Annotated in this window: 15 protein-coding genes and 2 rRNA genes; 16 read left to right on the top strand and 1 reads right to left on the bottom strand. The window is 66.5% G+C overall.

Annotation, left to right across the window (positions count from 1 at the left end; genetic code table 11):
• The 8 genes from pheT to HW274_RS07680 all read left to right on the top strand — a co-directional run bounded on the left by pheT (position 1) and on the right by HW274_RS07680 (position 9,805).
• Positions 1–2,658, top strand: a complete 2,658-nt coding sequence (gene pheT / locus HW274_RS07715) for a phenylalanine--tRNA ligase subunit beta (protein ID WP_185988519.1) — start codon at positions 1–3, stop codon at positions 2,656–2,658.
• A gap of 140 nt (positions 2,659–2,798) precedes the next feature.
• Entirely contained in the window at positions 2,799–3,317 is a 519-nt protein-coding gene (locus HW274_RS07710) for a flavodoxin domain-containing protein (RefSeq protein WP_075405116.1), read from the top strand.
• Positions 3,318–3,420: 103 nt separating this feature from the next.
• On the top strand, positions 3,421–4,530 hold the full coding sequence (gene argC, locus HW274_RS07705; protein WP_185988518.1) for an N-acetyl-gamma-glutamyl-phosphate reductase: 1,110 nt from the start codon (positions 3,421–3,423) through the stop codon (positions 4,528–4,530).
• Positions 4,527–5,723 (top strand): bifunctional glutamate N-acetyltransferase/amino-acid acetyltransferase ArgJ, encoded by a 1,197-nt coding sequence (argJ, locus tag HW274_RS07700; RefSeq protein ID WP_185988517.1) that lies wholly within the window; start codon positions 4,527–4,529, stop codon positions 5,721–5,723. Before argC ends, argJ begins: the two co-directional genes overlap by 4 nt.
• Positions 5,720–6,646, top strand: a complete 927-nt coding sequence (gene argB / locus HW274_RS07695; protein WP_075253390.1) for an acetylglutamate kinase — start codon at positions 5,720–5,722, stop codon at positions 6,644–6,646. The genes argJ and argB overlap by 4 nt, the downstream gene beginning before the upstream one ends.
• Entirely contained in the window at positions 6,643–7,917 is a 1,275-nt protein-coding gene (locus tag HW274_RS07690; RefSeq protein ID WP_185988516.1) for an acetylornithine transaminase, read from the top strand. Before argB ends, HW274_RS07690 begins: the two co-directional genes overlap by 4 nt.
• Positions 7,914–8,501, top strand: coding sequence for an arginine repressor (locus HW274_RS07685; RefSeq protein WP_075253392.1), 588 nt, complete (start codon positions 7,914–7,916; stop codon positions 8,499–8,501). Before HW274_RS07690 ends, HW274_RS07685 begins: the two co-directional genes overlap by 4 nt.
• Positions 8,502–8,581: 80 nt before the next feature.
• Positions 8,582–9,805, top strand: coding sequence for an argininosuccinate synthase (locus HW274_RS07680; RefSeq protein ID WP_075253393.1), 1,224 nt, complete (start codon positions 8,582–8,584; stop codon positions 9,803–9,805).
• A gap of 40 nt (positions 9,806–9,845) precedes the next feature.
• On the opposite strand, the gene HW274_RS07675 is transcribed toward HW274_RS07680, so the two are convergent.
• Positions 9,846–10,718 carry a formate/nitrite transporter family protein gene (locus tag HW274_RS07675; RefSeq protein ID WP_185988515.1) on the bottom strand — a complete coding sequence of 291 codons (873 nt, stop codon included), beginning with the start codon at positions 10,716–10,718 and terminating at the stop codon, positions 9,846–9,848.
• A gap of 175 nt (positions 10,719–10,893) precedes the next feature.
• On the opposite strand from HW274_RS07675, the gene argH reads away from it, so the two are divergent.
• From argH to HW274_RS07635, 8 genes are all read left to right on the top strand, one after another.
• Positions 10,894–12,480: an argininosuccinate lyase gene (gene argH / locus HW274_RS07670; RefSeq protein WP_178384963.1), complete on the top strand. Its 1,587-nt coding sequence runs from the start codon at positions 10,894–10,896 to the stop codon at positions 12,478–12,480.
• A 17-nt stretch (positions 12,481–12,497) separates the two neighbouring features.
• A complete protein-coding gene (locus HW274_RS07665) occupies positions 12,498–13,175 on the top strand; it encodes a DNA-3-methyladenine glycosylase (RefSeq protein ID WP_075253395.1) in 678 nt (225 codons plus the stop codon).
• A 140-nt stretch (positions 13,176–13,315) separates the two neighbouring features.
• Positions 13,316–13,741 (top strand): hypothetical protein, encoded by a 426-nt coding sequence (locus tag HW274_RS07660; protein WP_075253396.1) that lies wholly within the window; start codon positions 13,316–13,318, stop codon positions 13,739–13,741.
• Positions 13,738–14,298 carry a MarR family winged helix-turn-helix transcriptional regulator gene (locus tag HW274_RS07655; protein ID WP_075253397.1) on the top strand — a complete coding sequence of 187 codons (561 nt, stop codon included), beginning with the start codon at positions 13,738–13,740 and terminating at the stop codon, positions 14,296–14,298. Before HW274_RS07660 ends, HW274_RS07655 begins: the two co-directional genes overlap by 4 nt.
• A complete protein-coding gene (locus HW274_RS07650) occupies positions 14,288–14,902 on the top strand; it encodes a bifunctional 2-polyprenyl-6-hydroxyphenol methylase/3-demethylubiquinol 3-O-methyltransferase UbiG (protein WP_075253398.1) in 615 nt (204 codons plus the stop codon). The genes HW274_RS07655 and HW274_RS07650 overlap by 11 nt, the downstream gene beginning before the upstream one ends.
• Positions 14,903–15,066: 164 nt before the next feature.
• Positions 15,067–16,329, top strand: a complete 1,263-nt coding sequence (gene tyrS, locus HW274_RS07645) for a tyrosine--tRNA ligase (protein WP_185988514.1) — start codon at positions 15,067–15,069, stop codon at positions 16,327–16,329.
• A 535-nt stretch (positions 16,330–16,864) separates the two neighbouring features.
• Positions 16,865–18,406, top strand: a 16S ribosomal RNA gene (locus tag HW274_RS07640).
• A 425-nt stretch (positions 18,407–18,831) separates the two neighbouring features.
• A 23S ribosomal RNA gene (locus tag HW274_RS07635) occupies positions 18,832–22,013 on the top strand.
• Together the 16S and 23S rRNA genes form the textbook arrangement of a ribosomal RNA operon.
• The last annotated feature ends 101 nt before the right edge of the window (positions 22,014–22,114 follow it).

The raw sequence follows: 22,114 nt of genomic DNA, 5'->3' as shown, positions 1-22,114 counted from the left end.
ATGCCTTACGTCCCCATTGAATGGCTGCGCGAGCACGTCGACGTCCCCACCGGCCTGAGCGCCGAGCAGCTCGCCGCCGACCTCGTGCGCGTGGGCCTGGAGGAGGAGCGCATCGTTCCTCCGGCCGTCACCGGCCCCCTCGTCGTCGGCAAGGTCCTCACCCGCGAGGCCAAGGAGCAGTCCAACGGCAAGGTCATCAACTACTGCCGCGTCGACGTCGGCCCCGAGCACAATGACGCCCCCGGCACCGGCAAGGAGCCCTCCGACCTGCCCAGCCGCGGCATCGTCTGCGGCGCCCACAACTTCGACGTCGGAGACTACGTCGTCGTCTGCCTGCCCGGCGCCGTCCTGCCCGGCGACTTCCGCATCGCCGCGCGCAAGACCTACGGGCATGTCTCCGACGGCATGATCTGCTCGGCCCGCGAGCTCGGCATCGGGGAGGACCACTCCGGCATCATCGTGCTCCAGCAGTGGCTGGCCGAGCACGGACACGAGGGTGAGGAGCTGCCCGCTCCCGGGACCGACGCCATCGGCATCCTCGGCCTGGGTGAGGAGGTCCTGGAGATCAACGTGACCCCGGACCGTGGCTACTGCTTCTCCATGCGTGGCGTGGCCCGCGAGTACTCCCACTCCACCGGCGCCCGCTTCACCGACCCCGCCGACGCCACCAACACGGGGCTGTACCCCAATGGCGTGGCCGGCGCCGGGCAGGGCGGCTACGACGTCGTCGTCCCAGAGGACCCCCGCCCCATCCACGGGCGCCCCGGATGCGACCGCTACGTCGCCCGCCTCGTGCGCGGCATCGACCCGAGCGCACCGTCGCCGACCTGGATGCAGGACCGCCTCACCGCCGCAGGCATGCGACCCATCTCCCTGGCCGTGGATGTCACCAACTACGTCATGCTCGACCTGGGCCAGCCACTGCACGCCTTCGACGCCGGCAAGCTCACCGCCCCCATCGTCGTTCGGCGGGCGAAGGACGGCGAGCGCCTCACGTTCCTCGACGAGGTCACCCGCAGCCTCGACCCCGAGGACCTGGTCATCGCCGACTCCCCGGAGGGCGAGGGCTCACGGGCCCTGGTCCTGGCCGGTGTCTTCGGCGGGGCTCTCAGCGAGGTCGACGCCGACACCCGTGACGTCCTCATCGAGGCCGCCCACTTCGACCCGGTCAGCGTGGCCCGCTCCTCGCGACGCCACAAGCTGCCCACCGAGTCCTCCAAGCGCAACGAGCGCGGCGTGGACACCGAGCTGGCCCCCATTGCCGCCCAGCGCGCCGTTGACCTGCTCGTGGAGTACGGCGGCGGCACCGCCGAGCCCGTGGCCACCGACATCGACCGCACCCGGGCCCCCGAGCCCATCACCATGCGCGCCGATGCCGCCGAGCGGCTCACCGGCGTCGCCTACGGAACTGAGCGCGTCACCGAGCTGCTCACCACCATCGGCTGCACCGTGGAGCGCGGCGGCTCCGCCGAGGACGGAACCGTACTGCTGACCGTCACCCCGCCGACCTGGCGCCCGGACCTGGTGGGCCCGGCCCACCTGGCCGAGGAGATCGCCCGCCTCGACGGATACGACGCCATCCCGGTCATCGTGCCCACGGCCCCCGCCGGCACGGGGCTGAGTGCCGACCAGAGGGCCCGCCGCGACATCGTGCGCGCCCTGGCCGACGCCGGACTCACCCAGGTCCTGTCCTACCCCTTCATCGGGGAGGTCCACGACCTGCTCGAGCTCCCCGCCGACGACGCTCGCCGACAGACAGTCCGTCTGGCCAACCCCCTGGCCGAGGACGCCCCCTACCTGCGCACCAGCGTGCTCGACTCCCTGGTCGACGTCGCCCGGCGCAACGTCTCGCGCGGCCTGACCGACGTCGCCGTCTTCGAGGTCGGATCCGTTACGCACCCGGCCGGCACCGTTCCCGCCCCGATCCCCGGAACAGCCGGGCGCCCCAGCCAGTCCGAGGAGGCAGCCCTCGAGGCGGGCATCCCCGCCCAGCCCACCTACATCGGCGCCGTCATGACCGGTGAGCACGAGCGCTCCGGGGTTCTCGGGGCCGGCCGCCCCTGGGACTGGGCCGACGCCGTCGAGGTGGTCCGCACCGTGGCCGCCGCACTCGGGGTCACGATCGAGGTCCGCGCCCCCGAGTACCCCTACGCCCCCTGGCACCCCGGCCGCACCGCGGAGATCCGCCTGCCCGGCCGACGTCGGGGCAAGGAGATCGAGCCCGGCAGGCTCATCGCCCACGCCGGCGAGCTCCACCCGCGGGTCGTGCGCGCGCTCGGACTCCCCGAGCGGGCCTGCGCCGTCGAGATCAACCTCGACCCGCTGCTGGAGACCGCCCGCGACGCCGGGGCGCTCCAGGTCAAGCCCGTCTCCACCTTCCCGGCCGCCAAGGAGGACATCGCCCTGGTCGTCGACGAGACCACCACCGCCGCCGAGGTCGAGGCCCTGGTCAGACAGGCTGCCGGGGACCTGGCCGAGGAGGTCCGCCTCTTCGACGTCTTCCGCGGCCCCCAGCTCGGCGAGGGCAAGAAGTCGCTGGCGTTCTCCCTGGTGCTGCGAGCCCCTGACCGCACACTGACCGCCGAGGAGACTGCCGGCGTGCGCAAGCGCGTGGTCAAGCGCGCCGCCAAGCTCCTGGGAGCCGAGCTGCGCAGCTGACCCACGCAGGGCCCGCCAGCTGTCCTAGAAGCACTGACGGCCATGATGTGATGCACATCATGGCCGTCAGTGCTTCTTCAGTGATTTTGTCGAGTGGAGGATCCCGGACAGCGGGTGTGGTCTCGGTAATACTAGGTGGCATGAAGATCCTGCTGACCTCTTCCTCCAAGCATGGGTCCACCGATGAGGTGGCCGCGGTGATTGCTGAGCGGCTCCGGGCCGCCCACATCGATGTGGAGACCAAGCGCCCCGAGGATGTTGACAGCGTCGAGGAGTACGACGCCTTCATCCTGGGCAGTGCGGTCTACATGACCACGTGGATGCCGGAGGCCGTCGACTTCACCACGCGCTTCCATGACGTCCTCAGAGCCAGGCCCGTGTGGGCCTTCTCCGTGGGGCTCTCCGGCCTGCCCAAGGGCAAGGTCTCCGACCCCACGCGCATCGGCCCGGTGCTGCTGGCCATCGACCCGGAGGATCACGTGACCTTCGCGGGCTGCTTCGACCCCTCCAAGCTCAGCCTGCGGGAGCGCTCCATCGCCAAGCTCGGGGGAGCGACCGAGGGTGACTACCGCGACTGGGACGAGGTGCGCCAGTGGGCCGACGCCATCGCCACCTCCCTCTATGACGACACGCTCACCAGTCGCTGCGACCGGTCCTAGCCCCCGGCGTCCCTGGCGTCCCCGGCCCTGAGGGTGGAGGGGAGATGAGTCACAGCAGCAGACGATGACTGCATTTCTATGCAGGCGGATGTATGGTTGCTGCATGACTTGGTCAGTTGCTGTTGCTGGAGCCACCGGGTACGCCGGTGGTGAGGTTCTGCGCCTGCTCACGGCTCACCCGGAGGTGGAGGTCGGTGCGCTCACCGCGGCCTCGTCCGCCGGCAGTCGGCTCGGCGAGCACCACCCGCACCTGCTTTCCCTGGCGGACCGCATCGTCCAGCCCACCGAGGCGGAGATCCTCGCCGAGCACGACGTCGTCGTCCTGGCCCTGCCGCACGGAGCTTCCGGAGCCATCACGGCGGCTCTCGAGGAGCTCGCCTCGGGCGGCAGAAGCGCGCCGCTACTCATCGACTGCGGCGCGGACCACCGCCTGACCAGTCAGCAGGCGTGGGAGGCCTACTACGGCTCGGACTACGCCGGCGCCTGGACCTACGGGATGCCCGAGCTCCTGCACCACGGCGAGACTCGAGCCCACGCCCAGCGCGAGGAGCTGGCAGCCTCCAGGCGCATCGCCGTCCCCGGATGCAACGTCACCGCCGCCACCCTGGCCGTCCAGCCCGGTATCGCCGCCGGACTCCTCGATCCCTCCCGGCTGACCGCGGTGCTGGCCGTCGGATACTCCGGCGCGGGCAAGGCCCTCAAGCCTCACCTCACCGCGGCCGAGGCGCTGGGGTCGGCTCAGCCCTACGCCGTCGGAGGCACCCACCGGCACATTCCCGAGATCCTCCAGAACCTGGAGGTGGCCGGAGCCGCCGCCGGAGCAGCACGGCTGTCCTTCACCCCGGTCCTGGTCCCCATGAGCCGCGGCATCCTGGCCACCGTCACCGCCCCCATGACTGCGGCTCTGCGGGAGGCCCCCGACCCCGAAGCCGCCCTGCGAACCGCCTGGGATGCCGCCTACGGGGCCACCGGTAGTGGTGAGAGCCTCATCCAGCTGCTTCCCGAGGGGACCTGGCCCACCACCGGCACTGTCCTGGGGAGCGGGACCGCCACCGTTCAGGTCGCCATCGACCGTGGTGCGGATGCCGTCGTGGCCATGTGCGCCATCGACAACCTCGGCAAGGGCACCGCCAGTGCCGCGGTTCAGTCCCTCAACCTCGCCCTCGGGCTGGAGGAGACCACTGCCATCACCATCCAAGGAGTCGCACCGTGAGCGTGACCGCAGCACAGGGATTCCGCGCCGCCGGCGTGCGCGCCGGTCTGAAGGCCTCCGGCAAGCCCGACCTCGCCCTCGTCGTCAATGACGGGCCGCTGGACACCGCGGCCGGGGTGTTCACCACCAACCGCGTCGTTGCAGCCCCCGTGGTCTGGTCACGCCGGCTCCTTGCCGGCCAGGAAGGCGGGCAGCCGGGCCACGCCCGCGCCGTCGTCCTCAACTCCGGCAGCGCCAACGCCTGCACCGGAGCGCAGGGCCTGCGTGATACCGAGGCCACCGCGGCCCGTGCAGCCGGCCTGGTGGGCATCGAACCGGACCAGGTCCTGGTCTGCTCCACGGGCGTCATCGGCGAGCGCATCGACATGCCCGTCCTCCTGGAGGGCGTCGACGTCGCGGCCCTCGCCCTGGCCGACACGCCTCAGGCCGGTACCGACGCCGCCACCGCCATCATGACGACCGACACCGTCTCCAAGGAGGACGCTCTCACGGTCGGTACCGGCGAGCAGAGCTGGACCATCGGCGGCATGATTAAGGGCGTGGGCATGCTGGCCCCAGGGCTGGCCACGATGCTCGCTGTCATCACCACCGACGCCGTCCTCACCCCTGAGCAGGCCCAGGACGCCCTGGCCTCCGCCACGATGCGAACCGTCAACCGGATCAACTCCGACGGGTGCATGTCCACCAACGACACGGTCCTCCTACTGGCCTCCGGAGCCTCGGGCACCACTCCCTCCCAGGACGAGCTCGACGAGGCGCTCACTGAGGTGATGAGCCGGCTCGGCCGGCGCCTGGTGGCCGACGCCGAGGGCGCCACCCACGACATCGCCATCACCGTCTCCGGCGCCGTCAGCGAGGAGGCCGCTGAGGCCGCAGCCCGCACCGTCAGCTCCTCCAACCTCCTCAAGTGCGCCGTCGCCGGGGCCGACCCCAACTGGGGGCGCATCCTCTCCCAGCTGGGGACCGTGCCCGAGGACGTCTGCCCCTTCAACCCCGACGAGGTCGACGTCGCTATCAACGGCATCACGATCTTCAGCCACGGCGCCCCCCAACCCAACCGGGACGCGGTGGACATGAGCCCACGCGAGACCCGCATCGACATCGAGCTGTCGGCGGGCCCGGCCCAGGCCACCGTGTGGACCAACGACCTCACTCACGGATACGTCACCATCAACGCGGACTACACGACATGAAACGTACCCCTCTCGACCCACAGACCAAGGCATCCGTCCTGCTGGAGGCCGTGCCGTGGCTGCGCACCTACAAGGGCGCCACCATGGTCATCAAGTACGGCGGCAACGCCATGGTCAACGATGAGCTCAAGCGCGCCTTCGCCCAGGACATCCTCTTCCTGCACCAGGTCGGGGTGCGCCCCGTCGTCGTTCACGGCGGCGGGCCCCAGATCAACGCGATGCTCAAGCGGCTGGGCATCGCCTCGGAGTTCCGCGGAGGACTGCGTGTCACCACCCCCGAGGTCATGGACGTGGTCCGCATGGTGCTCACCGGTTCCGTGCAGCGCGAGCTCGTCTCTCTGCTCAACACCGACGGCTCCGCCGCCGTCGGCATCAGCGGTGAGGACGGTGGGCTCCTGCGAGCCCGGCAGCGCCTGGCCACGGTGGACGGGAACAAGGTCGACGTCGGCCTGGTCGGCGACGTCGTCGACGTCAGTCCTCAGCCCATCATCGACCTGCTCGACCAGGGCCGCATCCCGGTCATCTCCTCGGTCGCCCCGCTGACGACGGACTCCGAGACCGTCCTCAACGTCAACGCCGACACGGCCGCCGCCGCGATTGCCGTGGCCCTCAAGGCCCGTACCCTGCTCATGCTCACCGACGTTGAGGGGCTCTACTCCGCCTGGCCAGACCGCAGCACACTGGTGCCCTTCATCAGTACCGCCGCGCTGGAGGAGCTCCTGCCCACGCTCGAGGCCGGGATGATCCCCAAGATGGAGGCCTGCCTGCGGGCCGTCTACGGGGGAGTCGGGCAGGCGCACGTCGTTGACGGGCGCCAGGCCCACAGCATGCTGCTCGAGATCGTCACCGACCAGGGAGTCGGTACCGTCATCCACCCTGGAGACGCTCCGGTCCCGCCGCTGAACGGAGGCAAGAGCCTATGACCCACTCCTCGCAAGCACCGGCACCCACTGCGGAGGCGAAGGGGCCCGACACCGGCAACGCCGGCTGGCTGGCGCGCTACACCGACGCCGTCATGAACACCTTCGGCACCCCCGGCCGGGTCCTGGTCCGGGGGAGGGGCGCCCACGTCTGGGACGCCGACGGTCAGGAGTACATCGACCTGCTGGCAGGCATCGCCGTCAACTGCCTGGGGCACGCGCACCCCGCGATCATCCGGGCCGTCACCGAGCAGCTCTCCGAGCTGGGGCACGTGTCGAATTTCTTCACCACCCCCGCCCAGGTCGGCCTCGCCGAGGAGCTCGTCCGGCTCACCTTCCCCGACCGCCCCGCTCAAGACTCCCGCGTCTTCCTGGCCAACTCCGGTACCGAGGCCAATGAGGCCGCCTTCAAGATCGCCCGCCGCCACGGCGGGAGCCGGCGCCCCCGTGTCCTGGCCCTTCAGGACGCCTTTCACGGCAGGACCATGGGCGCCCTGGCCCTGACCCACAAGGCCGCCTACCGCGAGCCCTTCGAGCCACTGCCCGGAGGAGTCGAGTTCCTCCCCGCCGGCGACATCGAGGCCCTGCGCACCGCGCTGGGGCCGGATGTGGCGGCACTCGTCGTCGAACCTATTCAGGGTGAGGCCGGGGTGCGTGAGCTGCCCGCCGGATACCTGGAGGCGGCCCGCGAGCTGACCGAGGCCGCCGGCGCGCTGCTCATCATCGATGAGGTCCAGACCGGAATGGGACGCACCGGCGCCTGGATGGCCCACTACCTGCTGGCGCCGGGCGTCGTCCCCGACGTCGTCACCCTGGCCAAGGGACTGGGCGGAGGAATCCCCATCGGCGCGGTCGTCGCCACTGGGCAGGCCGCCGCTCTCCTCGAGCCGGGGCAGCACGGCACCACCTTCGGCGGCAACCCGGTGGCCTGTGCAGCAGCGCTCGCCGTCATCGGGACCATCCGCAGCCAGTCCCTGCTGGAGCGGGTTCAGCAGCTCGGCTCGGCCTGGTCCAGGGAGCTGGCAGCGGTTGACGGAGTCGACCAGGTGCGCGGCCGGGGTCTGCTGCTCGGCATCGGGCTGGACGACGGGCTCCCACCCGCTGCTGAGATCGCCGCTGCCCTGGCGGCCCGCGGTTTCATCGTCAACGCGCCGCGCCCCGATACGATCCGCCTGGCTCCCCCCTTCATCCTCTCCGACGATGACGCCGGAGTCTTCACCACCACGCTGTCCGAGGTCCTTGCCCGGGCACAGTCAGAGAAAGCCGGTTCATGAGCGCCGCCATTGAGGCCTCTCAGCGTGATCTGGAGGCAACGGCCCCCCTGGTGCCCGGGACCAAGACCGCCAGGCACGCCAGCATCGTCCAGATCCTGTCGCGCGAACGCATCCGCTCGCAGGCCGAGTTGCGCAAGGCCCTGGCACAGCGCGGAATCAGCACCACTCAGGCCACGCTCTCGCGGGATCTGGTGGAGCTGCGGGCCACGAAGATCCGAGCCCCGGGCGGTGAGCTCATCTACTCCATGCCCGAAGCCGGTGCCCCCGGCCAGGTTCCTACCGGTGCCCTCTTAGAGACGGAGGAGACCGACGACTCCCTGCGCGCCCACACCACCGCCCGCCTGTCCCGGTGGTGCGCCGAGCTGCTGGTCACCGCCGAGTGGGCCGGCCCCCAGGTGGTCCTGCGAACTCCCGCCGGCGGTGCCCAGCTGCTCGCCGGGGCCGTCGACGACGCCATGATGCCCGGCGTCATGGGGTGCATCGCCGGCGACGACACCGTCCTGGTCATCACCCGCGGCGCCCAGGTCGCGGCCGACGTGGCCAGACACCTGCTCGCCCTGGCCGATCCCTCGGCCCGAGCCTGACCTCTCCCCACCACCCTTGACATCCCCCGTCACCTCGGCGCCGCTGCAGCGGCGTCATCACGAAGAGAAGAGTGATCCCATTGAGCATCCACAAGGACCGTGTCGTCCTGGCCTACTCCGGAGGCCTGGACACGTCCGTCGCCATCGGCTGGATCGGTGAGGCCACCGGTCGAGAGGTTGTGGCCGTCGCCGTCGACGTCGGCCAGGGCGGAGAGGACCTTGAGGTAATCCGTCAGCGAGCCCTCGACTGCGGCGCCGTCGAGGCCTATGTCGCCGACGCCCGAGACGAGTTCGCCAACGACTACTGCATGCCGGCGCTCAAGGCCAACGCCCTCTACGAGGGGACCTACCCGCTCGTCTCGGCCCTGTCCCGCCCCGTCATCGCCCGCCACCTGGTCAAGGCCGCCCGCGAGTTCGGCGCGCACACCGTGGCGCACGGCTGCACCGGCAAGGGCAACGACCAGGTCCGCTTCGAGGTCTCCATCACCTCCATGGCCCCCGACATGGACTGCATCTCCCCGGTACGCGACCTGGCGCTGACCCGTGACGTAGCCATCGACTACGCCGAGAAGCACAACCTGCCAATCGAGACCACCAAGCACAACCCCTTCTCCATCGACCAGAACGTCTGGGGCCGCGCCATTGAGACCGGGTACCTCGAGGACCTGTGGAACGCCCCCACCAAGGACGTCTACGTCTACACCGACGACCCTGCCTACCCGCCCCTGCCCGACGAGGTGATCCTCACCTTCAAGGAGGGCATCCCCGTAGCCATCGACGGTCGCGACGTCAGCCCTCTGGAGGCGATTCAGGAGCTCAACCGCAGGGCCGGCGCCCAGGGCGTGGGGCGTATCGACATGGTCGAGGATCGGCTCGTGGGGATCAAGTCCCGCGAGATCTACGAGGCCCCCGGCGCCGTGGCCCTGATCGAGGCCCACCGGGCGCTCGAGGCCGTCACCCTGGAGCGTATGCAGCACCGCTACAAGCGGAGCATGGAGCAGACCTGGGCCGATCTCGTCTACGAGGCCCAGTGGTACTCCCCGCTCAAGCGCTCCATGGACGCCTTCATCGAGGACACGCAGCGCTACGTCAACGGTGATATCCGGATGGTCCTGCACGGCGGTCGGGCGACCGTCAACGGGCGCCGCTCCGAGACGGGCCTGTACGACTTCAACCTGGCCACCTACGAGAGCGGAGACACCTTCGACCAGTCCTCCTCGCGGGGCTTCATCGAGATCTACGGAATGCAGTCCAAGCTCGCCGCCGCCCGCGACGTGCGCGCCGGCGACGGTCGGGGGTTCTGACTGAGCCGCACCGCCGGTCCCACCACCTCGAAGCACTCGGCTACATGGCCGCCTGCGCCTCGTCGTGGTGGGGCTGGCGGCGCAACCAGCGGGAGTCGTCATTGGCGTAGGCGTAGTAGCCGCCGATCAGCAGCCCTCCGCCCACGAAGTTGCCCAGCAGGGCCACAGCCACATTCCCCAGTGCCGGCAGGACATCGATCCCGTGTGTCAGGCCGACGACGGTGAACAGGACCGTGTTGGCCACTGAGTGCTCAAGACCGAGGAAGGCGAAGACGAACACGGAGATGAGCATCGCGAAGATCTTGGACCAGTCCTCGCGGATGAAGCCGTTGTAGATGAGGAGCATTGCCAGGTTAATCATGAAGTTGCACAGGACCGCCCGCACGAAGAGGTCCCCGATCCCCGAGGCCGACGACAGGTAGTGGAGCTTGGCGTCCACTGAGTGCACGGCCTGCTCGGCGGTTGCCGCCTCCACAAGGGTGGAGAAGCGGTACATGGCCGCGAAGACCAGCCCTCCGGCGAAGTTGCCGGCCAGGCACATGACCAGCACCCTCAGGGCCCGCCACGTCGAGATCCGCTTGTAGTAGTGGCCGATGGCCACCACCATCATGTTGCTGGTGAGCAGCTCTGACTTCGTGTAGTAGATGAAGACGAGAGCGGGGCCGAAGGACAGCGCCCCGAGCATCTTCCCGAACCCCGCCAGCGAGGTGTCCCCGATGCGAAGGCCGTCGCAGACACCCACGATGGCGTAGTTCACGATGTAGAAGACCGCCACGATCATGCCGGCCATGGCCGCGCGCATGAGATAGCGGTGGGCGATCACCCCGGTCATCCGGGTCTTGGTCTCGAGGGCCTCGAGCACAGTGGAGATGAACTGCTTGCCTGGGAAAAGTGCGTCTTGTTCGGCGGGCATTGGCTCATCATGGCATTGCCCTCCAGCCGAGATACAGGCCTTTCTTCCTTCCCGTTGGTCGGGGGCGCTGGTCCTGATCCCGCTTCCGTATCTTCCTCAAGAATGCATGGGTCTTTTTGTCTACGAGCCATGACAGTTCCCTTCCTGGCCGGCGTTGAGGAACCTGTGCGGGCAGATGGGTCATGATGGAGCCATGAGTCAGTTCTCCAGCCAGCCCGCTCAGCCATCCGCTGCCCAGCCCGTCGCCTCAGAAGCTCAGCAGGACGCGGCCCCCGCCGGCGTCAGCCTGTGGGGCGGACGCTTCTCAGGAGGACCCGCCGACGCGCTGGCCGCTCTGTCGGTGAGCACCCACTTCGACTGGCGCCTGGCCCGCTACGACATCGCCGGCTCCCGCGCCCACGCCCGCGCCCTGGCGCAGGCCGGCCTGCTGGATTCGGGTCAGCTGTCCGGCATGCTGGAGGCCCTGGACCGTCTCGAGGCCGACGTCGTCGCCGGCATCTTCGTCCCGGAAGCTACTGACGAGGACGTCCACACCGCCCTGGAGCGCGGCCTCATCGAGCGCGCCGGTGACGACCTGGGGGGCCGTCTGCGCGCCGGGCGCAGCCGCAATGACCAGATCGCCACACTCATCCGCATGTACCTGCGCGACCAGGCCCGCCACGTGGCCGGACTCGTCCTCGACGTCGTCGACGCCCTCATCGACCAGGCCGCCCAGGCCTCCGACGCCATCATGCCCGGACGCACCCACATGCAGCACGCCCAGCCGGTGCTCGTCGCCCACCAGCTGCTGGCCCACGCCTGGCCGCTCATGCGTGACGTCGAGCGCCTCGAGGACTGGGACACCCGCGCCGCCGTGAGCCCCTACGGCTCCGGTGCGCTGGCGGGCAACACGCTCGGCATGGACCCCGACGCCGTTGCCGCCGACCTCGGGTTCGAGGCCGCCGTGGAGAACTCCATCGACGGTACTGCCGCCCGCGACGTCGTCGCCGAGCTCAGCTTCGTGCTGACGATGACCGCCGTCGACGTCTCGCGCCTGAGCGAGGAGATCATCATCTGGAACACCAAGGAGTTCGACTTCGTCACCCTGGACGACTCCTACTCCACGGGCTCGTCCATCATGCCGCAGAAGAAGAACCCGGACGTGGCCGAGCTCGCCCGCGGCAAGGCCGGACGCCTCATCGGTGATTTGACCGGGCTGCTCGCCACTCTCAAGGCCCTGCCCCTGGCCTACAACCGGGACCTGCAGGAGGACAAGGAACCGGTCTTCGACGCCGTCGACACCCTGGCCGTCCTCCTGCCGGCCGTTAGCGGCATGGTGAGCACGATGACCCTCCACTACGAGCGGATGGCGGAGCTCGCCCCCCAGGGGTTCTCCCTGGCCACCGATATCGCGGAGTGGCTGGTTAAGAACGGTGTGCCGTTCCGCAGCGCCCACGAGATCTCCGGTGCCTGCGTGCGCGAGTGCGAGAAGCGTGGCATTGAGCTGTGGGACCTGACCGATGCTGACTTCGCCGCCATTGATGAGCGGCTCACTCCGGGGGTGCAGGAGGTCCTCTCAGCCGAGGGGTCGGTGGCCGCCCGTACCGGGCACGGCGGCACCGCCCCGGTGCGAGTGGTGGAGCAGCTCGCCCGCGCCATCGCCCGCAGCGCCGAGCTGCGAGTCTTCGCCTGGGAGGGATCCTTGCTGGACGGCCCCGCCGGTCCCCAGTGGCCCGAGCCCAGTGAGACCGATGAGGAATGGGACGAGGAGGACCAGGACTGAGCCGGGGCGGCAGGACGATGTCAGACGCTTCTGTGGGGGAGACGGCGACCGAGCTGAGTGCCGATGTCGCCTCACTGCTCAGATGTGACAGCCTGGAGGCGGCCCCGGCGCTGCTGGGCGCCGTCATCACCGTTGCCGACTCGGCTGGGCGCGTCGCGATCCGCCTGACCGAGGTGGAGGCCTACCGCGGCGAGAAGGACCCGGGCTCCCACTCCTTCCGGGGACGCACGGCGCGCAACGCCTCCATGTTCGAGGCCGGCGGGTGCATCTACGTCTACTTCACCTACGGGATGCACCACTGCCTCAACATCGTCACCGGACCGGCTGGAGTCTCACGCGCGGTGCTGCTGCGCGGGGGAGAGGTCGTCGAAGGGATCGAGCAGGCCAGGGGGCGCCGCCCGGCAGCCCGCACTGACCGCGACCTGGCCCGTGGTCCGGCCAGACTGTGCGCCGCACTGGGACTGGACCGCTCCGACGACGGCGCACTGCTGGGCGGGCCGGGATCACGCATCAGCCTGACGCTGCCGGAGCCGCAGCCGGCGCCGGATGCCGGGCGCATCCGCTGTGGGCCGCGCACCGGGGTGGCCGGTCCCGGGGGTGATGGCGAGGCCTTCCCATGGCGCTTCTGGCTGGATGGAGAGCCCACCGTCTCGCCGTACCGGCCGGCCGTCACCAGGCGACGCTCACAGGACTGAACCTCGCCGAGCCCGACTCCGTTGGGTCTCCACTTGCCTACGCCCTTTCCGTCCACTAATAATGGGTACACAGATTATCGCTGCGAAGACTATTTGTGGTGCGGAACCGCCGAGCGCGGAGGACGAGGAAGGGGACGGCCATGTGGTCGACTGAGTGCCAACGGACAGTGGATCTCCCGGCGGAGGTCCTGTGGGAGACCTGGATCAAGGTGCTCTCCGGTGAGATCGAGCTCCCCCAGGGAGATCGCTACGAGCCGCGCGAGCCGGTGGGGCCCGGCGCCTCGATCACGATGACTCCGGAGGGGCAGGACAGTATCGAGATCACGGTGATCCGCTGGGAACCCCCTCATGTCCAGGCGGACCGGGTCTCCTACGGGGGAGTGGAGCTGACCTTCACCCACTCCTTCACGCCCGCGCAGACACAAGGGCAGAGCGTTGTGACCACCCGCCTCGACATCGACGGCCCCGGTGCCGACGATGTAGGCCCGACGATCGGTCCAGGAATCGCCGAGGACTTTCCGCAGGCCATCGACTCGCTCGTCCAGGCTGCTAGGGTCGATATGTGAAGACAAGGTTCCAGGGTCCTGAGGCGAGCCCCGGCTTCCTCATGTGGAGGGCCGCGTTGGCCTGGCAGCGAGACATCGCTGCCGCCCTGGAGCCAGTTGAATTGACGCACTCCCAGTTCGTCCTCCTGGCCTGCACGCAGTGGCTCGAGGAGCACGGGGACGGGGCCAGCCAGGTGATGGTTGCGACCCAGGCGGGAATGGACGTGAAGACCGCCAGCCAGGTGCTGCGCCGGCTGGAGCGGGCCGGTCTGGTGTCGCGGCAGCCGGATCCCAAGGATGCCCGTGCCCGGATCGTGACCATGACAGCGGCAGGGAGAGATGTCGGAGCCCGGGCAACGCGTTTGGTGGAGGACGCCGATGAGGCGTACTTCGCCGCAGTGCCCCACCTGCGCGAGGCACTGCTGCGTGAAGCCGGCGTCGTAGCGCGCGGATCAGCAACGCAGCCCAACGAGGAGACCGCTGCGTCTACCGACCGGGCTGAGAGCCCCAAGACCTCGAGCGACACAGCCGGTCCGACCGCGGCGGCTGCTCCACCAGGCTCCCGCAGTGGCCAGTGACTACTGGAATCACAACGTCGCCTTTCACCGGCGCATTGTGCGGGACGCGGCGCTGCGCGGCGGCAGAGCGCTCGATGTCGGATGCGGTGACGGGCTCCTGATCGCACGCCTGGCGGCGGTATGCCGGCGCGCCGTCGGACTTGAAACCGACGAGCGGGCGGTTGCTCGAGCGCACAGACGTCTCGAGCAGACTCCGCAGGCCGAGGTGCTGCTCGACGACGTCATGGATCTGGACCTTCCTCAGCGCATCGGCACCTTTGAGACGGTCACCTGCGTGGCCACGCTGCACCACCTCCCACTGGAGCCCGCCCTGGTGAGGCTGAGTCAGCTGGTGGCACCCGGCGGGCGTCTGATCGTCGTCGGCTTAGCCGCCAACAAGAGCCTGTGGGACTGGACGCTGTCCGCGCTGGCCGTCCTGCCTCTGCACGTGGTCGGTGCCCTGCGACGGGAGAGCTCAGACATCGGTGTGGTCACTCGTGTTCCACGAGAGTCCCTGGCCGAGATTCGTAGGGCGGCAGTCCGGCTGCTTCCCGGGGCCAGGACTCGACGGCGCTTCTACTACCGATACACCCTCCTGTGGGACCGTCCGGCTGAGGGCTCGTGAAGGCTCCCCGTATCCGGCTCATGGCTCCGTAGCCCGGCTTTGTCGTGGAGGCCGAGCCGGAGCATGGCAGACTATCCGCGCCGGAGGTATCAGCCGGACCCGAGCGTGACGCGCCGGGATCACGCGTGCAGTAAGCACGACAACCCACGGAAGGCGACTGGACAGTGACGGACATCCTGGACGAACTGCAGTGGCGCGGGCTCATCGCCCAGCACACCGATATTGACGCGCTGCGAGCAGCGCTCAGCGACGGGGCCGTCACCTTCTATTGCGGGTTCGACCCCACCGCGCCGAGCCTTCACCACGGCCACCTCGTAGCCGTCAAGGTCATGCGCCATCTTCAGCTCGCCGGGCACCGTCCGCTAGCGCTGGTGGGTGGGGCGACCGGCCTCATCGGCGACCCGCGCGCCAAGGGGGAGCGCACCCTCAACACCAAGGACGTCGTTGCCGGCTGGGCGGCCAGCCTGCAGGAACAGCTCGAGAACCTTCTCGACTTCAGCGGGGACAACCCGGCGCAGATCGTCAACAACCTGGACTGGACCCAGGCGATGAGCGCCATCGACTTCCTTCGGGACCTGGGCAAGCACTTCCGCATGGGCACCATGCTCTCCAAGGACATCGTCGCCCGGCGCCTGGCCAGCGAGGAGGGCATCTCCTACACCGAGTTCAGCTACCAGGTCCTCCAGGCCAACGACTACCTCGAGCTCTACCGACGCTACGGCTGCACCCTGGAGGTCGGAGGCAATGACCAGTGGGGCAACCTTGTGGGCGGGATGGACCTCATCCACAAGGTCGAGGGCGCCTCGGTCCACGTCATGACCAACCCCCTCATCACCAAGGCCGACGGCACCAAGTTCGGTAAGTCCGAGGGCGGGGCGATCTGGCTCAACCCCGAGATGCTCAGCCCTTACGCCTTCTACCAGTTCTGGCTTCAGGTCGACGACGCCGACGTCGTGCGCTTCCTCAAGGTCTTCACCTTCCTGGAGCGCGAGGAGATTGAGCGCCTGGAGTCGGCGACGGCCGAGAACCCGAAGGCACGTGAGGCGCAGCGGGTTCTGGCGCACGAGGTCTGCACGTGGGTCCACGGAGCCGACGCAACTGCTCAGGCCGAGGCGGCAACCTCCGCACTGTGGGGTCGCGGCGACCTCGCCGACATCGATGAGGCGACGATCCTGGCGGCCACGGCTGATCTCGGCTCCAGCGACGTGACAGTCGGACAGACTACGATCGTGGACCTGCTTGTCGGCACGGGGCTGGAGCGCGGGCGCAATGCGGCCCGCAAGACCATTGCCGGAGGCGGGGCCTACATCAACAACGTCAAAGTGGCCGACGAGACCGCGGTCATCGGTCCTGAGCACCTGCTCGCCGGGGGAGTGGTGCTGGTGCGCAAGGGACGCCGGAACCTGGCCGTCGGACGCGCGGTTTAGGCTCCTCGTCAAGGGAAATCCTCACCTCGAGAACACGGGTGTTGAGCGGTGACGACGCCTTGTGGGCACCGTCACCGCTCAACAGTTTGACGGGGTGGTGGCCGGTGCGTAATGTTCTCTCCGGCCCGAAACGGGGAGGATGAATTTCCTCAGACCGGCCGGGGACTGAGAACTGAAGAGAGCCGAATGAGAGACGAGGGTCACCGCCCATTCGTTTGACTCAGAAAATGCGGCTCGCTAAAGTTTCTCAGGCGCTTCTGAGAGCGAAGCGGAAGGCAAAATGCCTTACGACAAGTTCTCGGTGGGTGTGTTGTTTGAGAACTCGATAGTGTGTCATGTTTTTTATGCCATGGCCCTGGGGGCTGCGCATGATTTTGGTTGTGTGTGGTTTTTTGGGGTTTGTTTTGTTTTGGTTTGCCTGGCCCTTCTTTGTTGTGGGGTTGGGTTGGGCCTGGTCTGGTTTTCTGGACTGTTGTACTGACTGTGGGTTCTGGCTGGCTGTTTGTGGTTGGTTGGGGCTTGTTTTTGTTGGTTTTGTTTGGAGAGTTTGATCCTGGCTCAGGACGAACGCTGGCGGCGTGCTTAACACATGCAAGTCGAACGGTGAAGGGACCAGCTTGCTGGTTCTGGATGAGTGGCGAACGGGTGAGTAACACGTGAGTAACCTGCCCCCTTCTTCTGGATAACCGCATGAAAGTGTGGCTAATACGGGATATTCTGGGTCTGTCGCATGATGGGCCCGGGAAAGATATTGTTTCGGTGGGGGATGGGCTCGCGGCCTATCAGCTTGTTGGTGGGGTGATGGCCTACCAAGGCGGTGACGGGTAGCCGGCCTGAGAGGGTGGACGGTCACACTGGGACTGAGACACGGCCCAGACTCCTACGGGAGGCAGCAGTGGGGAATATTGCACAATGGGCGCAAGCCTGATGCAGCGACGCCGCGTGAGGGATGGAGGCCTTCGGGTTGTAAACCTCTTTCGCCAGTGAAGCAGGCCTGCTCCTTGTGGGTGGGTTGACGGTAGCTGGATAAGAAGCGCCGGCTAACTACGTGCCAGCAGCCGCGGTAATACGTAGGGCGCGAGCGTTGTCCGGAATTATTGGGCGTAAAGAGCTCGTAGGCGGCTGGTCGCGTCTGTCGTGAAATCCTCTGGCTTAACTGGGGGCTTGCGGTGGGTACGGGCCGGCTTGAGTGCGGTAGGGGAGACTGGAACTCCTGGTGTAGCGGTGGAATGCGCAGATATCAGGAAGAACACCGGTGGCGAAGGCGGGTCTCTGGGCCGTTACTGACGCTGAGGAGCGAAAGCGTGGGGAGCGAACAGGATTAGATACCCTGGTAGTCCACGCCGTAAACGTTGGGCACTAGGTGTGGGGGGCCTTTTCCGGGTCTTCCGCGCCGTAGCTAACGCATTAAGTGCCCCGCCTGGGGAGTACGGCCGCAAGGCTAAAACTCAAAGGAATTGACGGGGGCCCGCACAAGCGGCGGAGCATGCGGATTAATTCGATGCAACGCGAAGAACCTTACCAAGGCTTGACATGTGCCGGTCGGCTCCGGAGACGGGGCTTCCTCCTTGTGGGGCCGGTTCACAGGTGGTGCATGGTTGTCGTCAGCTCGTGTCGTGAGATGTTGGGTTAAGTCCCGCAACGAGCGCAACCCTTGTCCCGTGTTGCCAGCACGTTGTGGTGGGGACTCGCGGGAGACTGCCGGGGTCAACTCGGAGGAAGGTGGGGATGACGTCAAATCATCATGCCCCTTATGTCTTGGGCTTCACGCATGCTACAATGGCCGGTACAGAGGGCTGCGATACCGTGAGGTGGAGCGAATCCCTTAAAGCCGGTCTCAGTTCGGATCGGTGTCTGCAACTCGACACCGTGAAGTTGGAGTCGCTAGTAATCGCAGATCAGCAACGCTGCGGTGAATACGTTCTCGGGCCTTGTACACACCGCCCGTCACGTCATGAAAGTCGGCAACACCCGAAGCCCGTGGCCCTACGGGGAGCGGTCGAAGGTGGGGCTGGTGATTGGGACGAAGTCGTAACAAGGTAGCCGTACCGGAAGGTGCGGCTGGATCACCTCCTTTCTAAGGATTGATGTTGTGTGGGGGTGGCTTCCTGGTCGTTGTTGTCTGGGCCGTTGTATGGGTCTGGGCCGGCCGGGGGCTGCTCCTCGCGGAAGGCCGGGCGGCTGGTGCTCTGGTTTCCTGCCTGTGTGGTGGGGGCTGGGGTGGTTGGTTGTCTGGTTCTTGGTGTAGGAAACACGCCCGTCGTGCTTCTGCTTCCTGCTTGTGTGGGGAGTTGGGGTGTGGTGGGTGCCCCTGCGTGTGTGGGGGTGGCATGCTGTCGGGGTTCTGGGGCAGTGCGCCCTGGTTGCCTGGCCTGTCTGGGGCTCCTGGTTGTTGGGGGTTTTGGGTGGGTGTGGGTGGGTTGGTTGTGAACTGTATAGTGGACGCGAGCATCTTACTGTAAGATTTCTGCGACAAATGTTTTTGTTTTGTTCGTGTGTCTTTGTTGTTTGTTTTTTTGAGCGTTCGGTGGATGCCTTGGCATCAGGGGCCGATGAAGGACGTGGTGGCCTGCGATATTCCTCGGGGAGCCGGCTGGCGGGCTGTGATCCGAGGGTTTCCGAATGGGGGGACCCGGCACGAGTTATGTCGTGTCACCTGCATCTGAATTGTATAGGGTGTGGGGGGTGACGCGGGGAAGTGAAACATCTCAGTACCCGTAGGAGAAGATATTCCGTGAGTAGTGGCGAGCGAAAGCGGATGATGGTTAAACCGTGTGCGTGTGATACTCGGCAGGGGTTGCGTGTGCGGGGTTGTGGGGCTGTTCTGTTCCTCTTCTGCCGGAGAGGGGGCGCGTGTGCTGGCTGGTAGCTGAATCGTCTGGGAAGGCGTGGCGTAGTGGGTGATACCCCCGTAGGCGGAACTGGTTGGTGCGTGTCTGGGATGGTGCCCGAGTAGCACGGGGCTCGTGGAATCCTGTGTGAATCTGCCAAGACCACTTGGCTGCCTGAATACCTCCTGATGACCGATAGTGGATAGTACCGTGAGGGAATGGTGAAAAGTACCCCGGGAGGGGAGTGAAATAGTACCTGAAACCGGGCGCTTACAAGCCGTCAGAGCCTTCATGCTTTTGGTGTGGGGGTGGTGGCGTGCCTTTTGAAGAATGAGCCTGCGAGTCAGTGGCGTGTCGCGAGGTTAACCCGTGTGGGGTAGCCGTAGCGAGAGCGAGTCCGAATAGGGCGATGTGTAGTGGCGCGTTCTGGACCCGAAGCGGGGTGATCTACCCATGGCCAGGTTGAAGCACGTGTAAGAGCGTGTGGAGGACCGAACCCACCTAGGTTGAAAACTGGGGGGATGAGCTGTGGGTAGGGGTGAAAGGCCAATCAAACTCCGTGATAGCTGGTTCTCCCCGAAATGCATTTAGGTGCAGCGTCGCGTGTTGCCCGGCGGAGGTAGAGCTACTGGGTGGCTGATGGGCCCCACAGGGTTACTGACGTCAACCAAACTCCGAATGCCGTCGGGTTGTAGCGTGGCAGTGAGACCGCGGGGGATAAGCTCCGTGGTCGAGAGGGAAACAGCCCAGATCGCCGGCTAAGGCCCCTAAGCGTGTGCTAAGTGGGAAAGGATGTGCGGTCGCGCAGACAACCAGGAGGTTGGCTTAGAAGCAGCCATCCTTGAAAGAGTGCGTAATAGCTCACTGGTCAAGTGATCGTGCGCCGACAATGTAGCGGGGCTCAAGCACACCGCCGAAGCCGCGGACCCATGACGTGTTCCCTTCATCGTGCGCCTTGTGCGTGTGGTGGCAGGGGTTGTGGGTGGTAGGGGAGCGTCCTGCACCGGGGGAAGCCTGTGGGTGACTGTTGGTGGACGGTGCGGGAGTGAGAATGCAGGCATGAGTAGCGATACTAGGGTGAGAAGCCCTAGCGCCGAATGACCAAGGGTTCCAGGGCCAGGCTAGTCCGCCCTGGGTGAGTCGGGACCTAAGGCGAGGCCGACAGGCGTAGTCGATGGATGACGGGTTGATATTCCCGTACCGGCGAAGCACCGCCCATGCTGACGCGCGGGTGCTAACCCACGCCCAGCCACCAAATTCAGCCGCGCCTACTCCTTTCGGGGGGTGGTGTGGTTGTGGTGGTGGGGTCTGGGGATCCTCCGTGCAGGTAGGCAAGCGTGTTAACAGGGGTGACGCACAGTGGTAGCCCGGCGGACCTGATGGCTTGGTCCGTTCAAGCGCGCAGCCCGTCCTCCAGGTAAATCCGGAGTGACTGCCTCCTTGAGAGGTGAGGGTGAGGCGTGATGGTGACCCTACTTTGGTGGGGGATAACAGGGTGATCCTGGGGTGCCGAGAAAAGCCTCGACGCGATGGTGCCAGCCGCCCGTACCCTAAACCGACACAGGTGGTCGGGCAGAGTATGCCTAGGCGCACGAGTGAATCATGGTTAAGGAACTCGGCAAAATGCCCCCGTAACTTCGGGAGAAGGGGGGCCTGATCCCTGAAGCCCCGTTTGCGGGCTAGGGGGGAGGGTCGCAGAGGCCAGGGGGAAGCGACTGTTTACTAAAAACACAGGTCCGTGCGAAGCCGTAAGGCGATGTATACGGACTGACGCCTGCCCGGTGCTGGAAGGTTAAGAGGAACCATCAACCCTCGGGTGAAGTGGTGAATTTAAGCCCCAGTAAACGGCGGTGGTAACTATAACCATCCTAAGGTAGCGAAATTCCTTGTCGGGTAAGTTCCGACCTGCACGAATGGCGTAACGACTTCCCCGCTGTCTCAACCATGAGCTCGGCGAAATTGCAGTACGAGTAAAGATGCTCGTTTCGCGCAGAAGGACGGAAAGACCCCGGGACCTTTACTACAGCTTGGTATTGGCGCCCGCTATAGCTTGTGCAGGATAGGTGGGAGACTGTGAAGCCGTTACGCCAGTGGCGGTGGAGTCGTCCTTGAAATACCACTCTGGTTATGGCGTGCGCCTGAACCTGGGCCCGTGATCCGGGTTAGGGACAGTGCCTGGTGGGTAGTTTAACTGGGGCGGTTGCCTCCTAAAGTGTAACGGAGGCGCTCAAAGGTTCCCTCAGCCTGGTCGGCAACCAGGTGTTGAGTGCAAGTGCACAAGGGAGCTTGACTGTGAGACCGACGGGTCGAGCAGGTACGAAAGTAGGAACTAGTGATCCGGCGATCCCGTGTGGGTGGGTCGTCGCTCAACGGATAAAAGGTACCCCGGGGATAACAGGCTGATCCTGCCCAAGAGTCCATATCGACGGCATGGTTTGGCACCTCGATGTCGGCTCGTCGCATCCTGGGGCTGGAGCAGGTCCCAAGGGTTGGGCTGTTCGCCCATTAAAGCGGTACGCGAGCTGGGTTTAGAACGTCGTGAGACAGTTCGGTCCCTATCCTCTGCGCGCGCAGGAGACTTGAGAAGGCCTGTCCCTAGTACGAGAGGACCGGGACGGACGAACCTCTGGTGTGCCAGTTGTCCCGCCCGGGGCACGGCTGGTTGGCTACGTTCGGGAAGGGTAACCGCTGAAAGCATCTAAGCGGGAAACCATCTTCAAGATAAGGTCTCCACAAGAAGGACTTGTCCTTTTTGGTAGGCCCCCAGCAGACTACTGGGTTGATAGGCCAGAAGTGGAAGACCGGCAACGGTTTAGAGCTGACTGGTACTAATAGGCCAACACAAACAACAACACCCCCAAACACACACCACACACCTAGCGTGCGTGGGAGTACCGGGGGGTGAGCGATACGGTAAGAGCGAAGCGTCCACTATACGGTCCACACCCAACCCA

Origin of the sequence: Actinomyces sp. oral taxon 169 (genome assembly GCF_013394715.1) — a bacterium.
Classification (GTDB): domain Bacteria; phylum Actinomycetota; class Actinomycetes; order Actinomycetales; family Actinomycetaceae; genus Actinomyces.
Note: the sequence above shows the minus strand (reverse complement) of the source record. Positions and strands in the feature narration are given on the sequence as shown.